General features: G+C 42.3%; 2 protein-coding genes. Both read left to right on the top strand.

Features of this window, described 5'->3' with window-relative positions; all coding sequences use genetic code 11:
* Positions 1–27: 27 nt before the first annotated feature.
* Complete coding sequence (locus tag LHW48_03955; GenBank protein ID MCB5259612.1) at positions 28–4,443, top strand: hypothetical protein; 4,416 nt, start codon at positions 28–30, stop codon at positions 4,441–4,443.
* A partial coding sequence (locus tag LHW48_03950; GenBank protein MCB5259611.1) for a hypothetical protein occupies positions 4,422–6,363 on the top strand: 1,942 nt, incomplete at its 3' end. The genes LHW48_03955 and LHW48_03950, both read left to right, overlap by 22 nt.

Below are 6,363 nucleotides of genomic sequence, written 5' to 3'. Positions count from 1 at the left end.
TTTTTAATAAAATCATCGCATATACCAATGACATCAGATGATTGTCTGAAAAATGCCGTATATGCCAATGGAGAAAGCAATTTGCCACACCAAAGGATTTATAATGTCGGCATAGAGGATTTGAGGATTGTCCGGGAAAAAGGTGATGATTTCTCTAACGATCAAGTTTATGACCATGTTCTAAATGACGATCACACTTATTTTGGCAACAACATATCAATTCGAAATGCAGCGAATTGTTGGGTGAAAGGAGTCGAAAGCGAGAATACTTTTCGCAATCACATCGCTCTTCATGATGCGGAACACGTTACCATATCCGGTGTATATTTCCATGAAGCCAATAAAAACTGTGATGGTGGATTTGGATATGGTGTTGGCTTATGGGACAGTAGCAAGAACTTAGTAGAGAATAGCATCTTCAGGCTTATCAGACACGCAATAACCATAGTTGATGGCAGTTGGTACAACGTGATAGCTTACAATTATGCCAGAGAGGAACGTTCTGTTCTATACAATGGAACGAAAGTGAAGTGGAGCGATATAGCAATCCACGGTGAGTCTACGAATACATATTTTCATAACTTTCCTAGTCCCGAATACGAATATGATCCTAACAGAAAACCTTACTACAACTTGATTGAGGGCAATAATCTTGATTATCTATGCGTTGACGCCACTCACCGATACAATGGAACACATAACAGCTTTCTACGTAATAGGGTTACGCAACAAATACATGTTCAAGGATCCGGTGGCACTAACCAAGCCCTATTGGGATGTGCGATTGATGTACTTGTTGTAGCTACTTTTCCACCACCGCTTGCAGCGGCATGGATATTGAGTACGATAAATATGTTTAGTAGAGTATGTGCCCACTGTATAGCTTTCCAAGCTAACGATTTACGACCAAACGTAGATAATTTTAGAGACCAACCTCGGCAGTTATTCATAAACAATTACGCGCGTGAATGTAACTGGTGGAAAAGCCAAGTCCTTGATTATCCAATTAGGATGCACAGCGAGATATCTCAGTTTCAAGCAAATACCCGGAAGCATTACGCAACTTGGTGGGGGGGGACCCAAAAGAGGACACTTCGCCCAGATTCAGATTTTGATGATATTAATAGTTGTTATTCTTTTGCTTCGGGCTCACAAACTAAACCTGATTTCTGGCCAGATTTGATAACTTGGCCATACCAATATAAGGACGATCAAAACCCTGCTCAGCAAAGATGGCATTTGGGCGGTAAATATACAGTGGGATCTGGCGACAGTACCAGCTTTGTCGGAGTTACCCGTGTAACAGTCGATACTTTGTTTGAAGGTGACATTGAAATTGAGCCGGGAGCTTTGCTGATAGTTGATCCGGGAGTTACTGTATCCATGAAGCCCGGTAAAAAGATAAAGATTAATGGATCTCTCATTGCAAAAGGGACAGAAGCGGGACCCATTACATTTACATGCTCAGACCCAACGAATTATTGGCAGGGGATTGAGGTCAGACAGAAGAAAAATAAACCACTACCCAGTATTGAACTTAATAACTGCATTGTCAGCAGAGCAAATAAGCGGGCGATCTTGCTGGATAATTACTCAGAAGCTCGTATAGATTCATGTCAATTTGTGGATAATCACGATAATGGTGCCCTCAGTTCCCAAAACGGAAATTTGCATATCTCGAATAGTCTGTTTTACGATAATGATATTTGCAGCTATAATCTTGAATGGCCGAAAGGAGGTGCTTTATTTCTTAAAAATTCTGATGTCCATATTTCTAACACATCATTCACCAGTAACATTATTAAGACTTTTGGCACTGGAGCCATCCACATTGAACGTGATACCGGAGATGAAAACAGGAATATTGAGTTCTTTAATTGTTACTTTTCCGAAAACACGTCTGAAACGACGATTATTATGGGGAGTCTGGCAATTTTATCCGAAGGTTATGAAGGAGCTTTAGGCATATACAACTGCTCATTCATCAACCAACCCAGGGAAATATTCAGCACATTGAAGAATGATGTACAAATAACAAACGGCTTATTCTGGAATAGTAGTGGGATTCCACATTTCATCAAATCAGATAATACTAATTCATCCTATACTTTTAAGATAAGCAAGAGCTTCATTCCTAATTTCGAGCAAAGCCCAATTACAATGATGTCAAACTACACAGTGGTTGATACGATTTATAGTGGTGAAACCATGCTGCAGCTTGATACAGAGCGCAACCTATACTTACCAGGAGTTTTATCTCCTTTGGTCAATGCAGGTAATGATGATATCAGAATGCTGGAAAATTTCGTGGCTACTGATCTGTTAGGGAATCCCAGGTATTGCGGATCTGGTATAGATATCGGAGCCATTGAAGTAATGAAACCGGAGATCAGTATAGGAGATTCGTTGATAGGTTTTGATGAAGATATTTTGATAGATTTTGGTAACGTTCCAGTGTTCGAAGAGGTTGTGCAGCATCTTCGGATAGCTAATATCGGAACAATGCCCCTTATCTTGAGTGATCCGGTATTTCCTGAAGGATATATGGCAGGTAGCAATATCAGCTTCCCTTACACAATTGAAACAGCCTATGTTGAGACTACTATTCCGATTGATATTGACGAAGGTGATTTTGAGCCTGAGATGGAAGCATTTGTGGATATTCCCATCGTATTCCATCCCACACTTCACACGATCGATTATATGAATAAATTCATCTCGTTTAGCACGAATGATAGCCTTAACAGTTCGGTAAGTATATCCGTAAATGGAGTTGGCCTCGCTGCAGAACTCAGCATTTCAGATTCAACGCTAGTTATGGCAGATTTTCCTGCAAACAATACTCCATCCTTCGGTAGAGATTTCCTGATCTTCAAAAATACGGGGAATATCGGGTTGGTTATAGATACACTAAAGGTCTCACATTCAGATAATAGCTTGGCCTTCTTTGAGTATGCTGCAACCAGCGATACACCTGAGGAGAATAAACAATCCGGTGGCACATCTTTTGAAAAGGATATGCGAGGAGCTAAGGCGCAATCAGCTGTACCACAAAGTCGATCAAAACAAATAACCGATAGGCGAGGCTCAGGACTACAGCGAAGCCTGATGCTCAAGCGAGAACCATCAAAAGGGCTATCCGACCTTACCTGGTATGGCGCTGAGCACAATCACATAATTGAGCTTGCTCCGGGAGATTCGATCTTTGTGCATACCCGGTATATACCCTTCTTAATCGGAGCAGACTCTACTAAGATCAATGTAAGAAGCAATGATGCATACAAAGCGGATAGGACTATTTCATTGTTTGGAGAGGGCATCCCCCTGGTGGTAACCGATAATCCAACTGAGACTCAAGTATCAAATGTGATTATGGCGGACACACTGTGGAGTTGCCCGCAAATTGAAGTTAAATCCAGCGTTCAGGTAAGTCCCCAAGCAAGACTTACGATTCGTCCCTATAAGGACGCTGTATCAGTGCAATCTGATTCAACCTGTTGCTTTAATGTGTCTGGTGAATTGCATGCTCGGAAATCACTGAATCAATTGTTTAGCATATCCTTTGCAGGGGTTGATTCACTTGCCGGTTGGAAAGGACTTGTTTTCAAAAACAATGATTCAGGTATATCAAGATTGGATAGCCTGATAATCATCAACGCTAATGACCATTCCAGACTTGAAGAGGGTGGAGGCGCCATTCACTCTTATGAATATTGCAGTATATTGCTTAGCAATGTAACCATCGAAACCAGTAATTCACTTCACGATGGAGGCGCGATCTACGTAAATAATGGGGAAGTTCAAATCCATGAATGTACCATTAGCAATAGCACAGCCTTGAATGGCGGCGCAATTGCCGCAATGGGTGCCGGATCAGAAGTATTGATCAGCGAATCAACATTCGACGGCAATGCTGCCGAACAATTAGGAGGTGTCCTGTATGCTAATAATGCCACTATTTCAATAAACGCAGCTCAGATATCAGACAACTCGGCGACATCCGGTGGAGTCATGTATCTTGAAAACGCAGATCTGAACTTTATGGATTCCGCCTGTTCTGGTAATACTGCGGTGTATGGTGGTGTTGTATCAACATCCGGGGATCTTGGTAACATAATAATATCATCATCAGAATTCAATAAAAATGGGGATTCAAGCTGCTATGGTGGGTCCATCTACCATGCCGGTGGTCAGTTAACAATCAATAATGGATCATCTTTTAGCCAAAATGCGGGATTATGCGGAGGAGCCATTGCATTAGAAGGACTATCTGCTCTGCTAACAGTTTCAAATGCAGTTTTCGATGAAAAACAGCTATTACTCACGGTGGTGCTATCACTTCCAATGGAGGATCCGTTGGGGTTGAAAATTCGTCATTCGATGACTGCTCAGTTGAAGCAGGACTTGGTGGTGCCATTGCTTTGTTTGAATCGGATTACTTGATATCCGGAAACAGATTCACTCATTGTCTGACAGATTCCGTTTCTGGCAAAGGTGGATCAATCTATATCGAAAACACCCCTGCACAAAAGAGCAAAGGGCAAACAAAATTTGCAACGAACCAGCGGGAATTGAGTTCTAATGAGATCAAACAGTCAAATGCCTACGCCGGTGGGGCGATTTATCAGAATGGTAGTGGTGACATCATCAGTAATGCCATTTTCCAGAATACCGCGTCCCAGGGTGCAGGCTTGTACTTGAAGAGTATCGTTGGTCGGTTTGAAAACAATACCATCGCAGATAATAACGCATCTGTTATGGGTTGGGCTATGGTATGCGATTCCTTAGCAGTAACGATAAAGAATACAATAATTTGGAGAGACACACTTGCATACATAAGCCCGATCCACTGCATCAATGCTCAGGACATCGACTTGATTAATTGTGCAATAATGGATACATTAGATGTAGCCAGCGGCACATATGCCAGCGTATCGACTTATAACTGCGTCACGGATAATCCTGAGTTTGTTAGCGCAGATATTGAAAACTATCAGTTGGGAAACACTTCCAGGTGCGTTAATGCCGGCACGAAGGATTCTGCTTTAGATGGGGTCGATGCTATGGGGAATCCCAGAATCAATGCAAACAATGGAACTCCCATAATTGATATGGGGGCCTATGAGTTTGTAGAGCCTTACTGGGTATGCACAAGAGATACAATACCTGACTATGTCGAGATTACGTATTCTCCTACTCATTTCTTCAATGATCTTCAGGTTACAAATACTGGAACATTACATGTCGATCCCGGAGTGTCATTACTGGCTCAGAATAACTCAATGATTATGGTTAGCGGTTCAATTGAGGCTCTTGGCACAGAGAATTCAGGCATTGTCTTCAGCACTACTCCCGGTAATGACGCATGGTATGGCTTCAGTTTCAAGGGTGAACCATCTATGGGCAGTTCGGCCTTCACGCATTGTGCATTCCTGAATGGGAAAGCGTATCCTGATGGTTCACATTCGGGCAGCGATGCCTCCAATGGAGGGCTTATGTACATCGATGGATATCCCTCCATTCAGATCGACTATTGTTCATTCAGCGTCAACCAGGCCTTAGATAATGGCGGTGCCCTTTACCTCACCAATTTGTCACCACAGGATTCTCTACAGATTACAAACTCCACTTTTAGCGGGAACAGAGTCAAAAATGGTACAGGGGGTGCTGTCTGCTCGATGGATTCGAAATTGCACCTACTAAACAATTCATTCGGTTCGAACAGCGCGGGTTATCCACTTGATACAAATGTTATACCAGAAGCTATTTATGATTTTTGCGGTGGTGCAGTATCATTGATAAAAAGTAAAACAGTAGATATTGAGCACTCCATCTCTAATAACCAGTTTCTTGCTAACTATGCTGCTGGCACAGGAGGCGGCATATACGCACAAGCTGGGGAGCAGCGCATTGTCGGTAATCAATTCATTGATAGTATTGCGCTTGGTGCGGATAAATCAGGAATTTGTTCTGATTTACGCGGAGGTGGGGCCATTGGCGTCGTTGGTGGATCTATTTCGGAAATCAGCCAGAACACCTTTGATTCGAACTATGCTTATGCCGGGGGCGCTATCCTCAACAATGGTTCTGTTTCAAATGTAGCAGATAATACGTTTACTGAAAACAAAGCTCAGTTTGGTGGTGCTATCCAACTCATCAATATAGACGTAGAGAATAATCTTATGAGGAATCTGTTCACAGCGAACGGAACTGCAGATTCGACAAATTGCGTAATTGGTGGTGCTATCAGGGTCTTAGACTGCAGCGATAATGTGGAAATCAGCCTATCCAAGTTTAGCAGAAATTCAAGCAGCGAGAAAGGTGGAGCAATAGCCATTCAAAACTCGGATGGACATATCTTAA

Source organism: Candidatus Cloacimonadota bacterium (assembly GCA_020532355.1).
Taxonomy (GTDB): domain Bacteria; phylum Cloacimonadota; class Cloacimonadia; order Cloacimonadales; family Cloacimonadaceae; genus UBA5456.
This window is presented reverse-complemented; position numbering and strand designations above follow the sequence as displayed.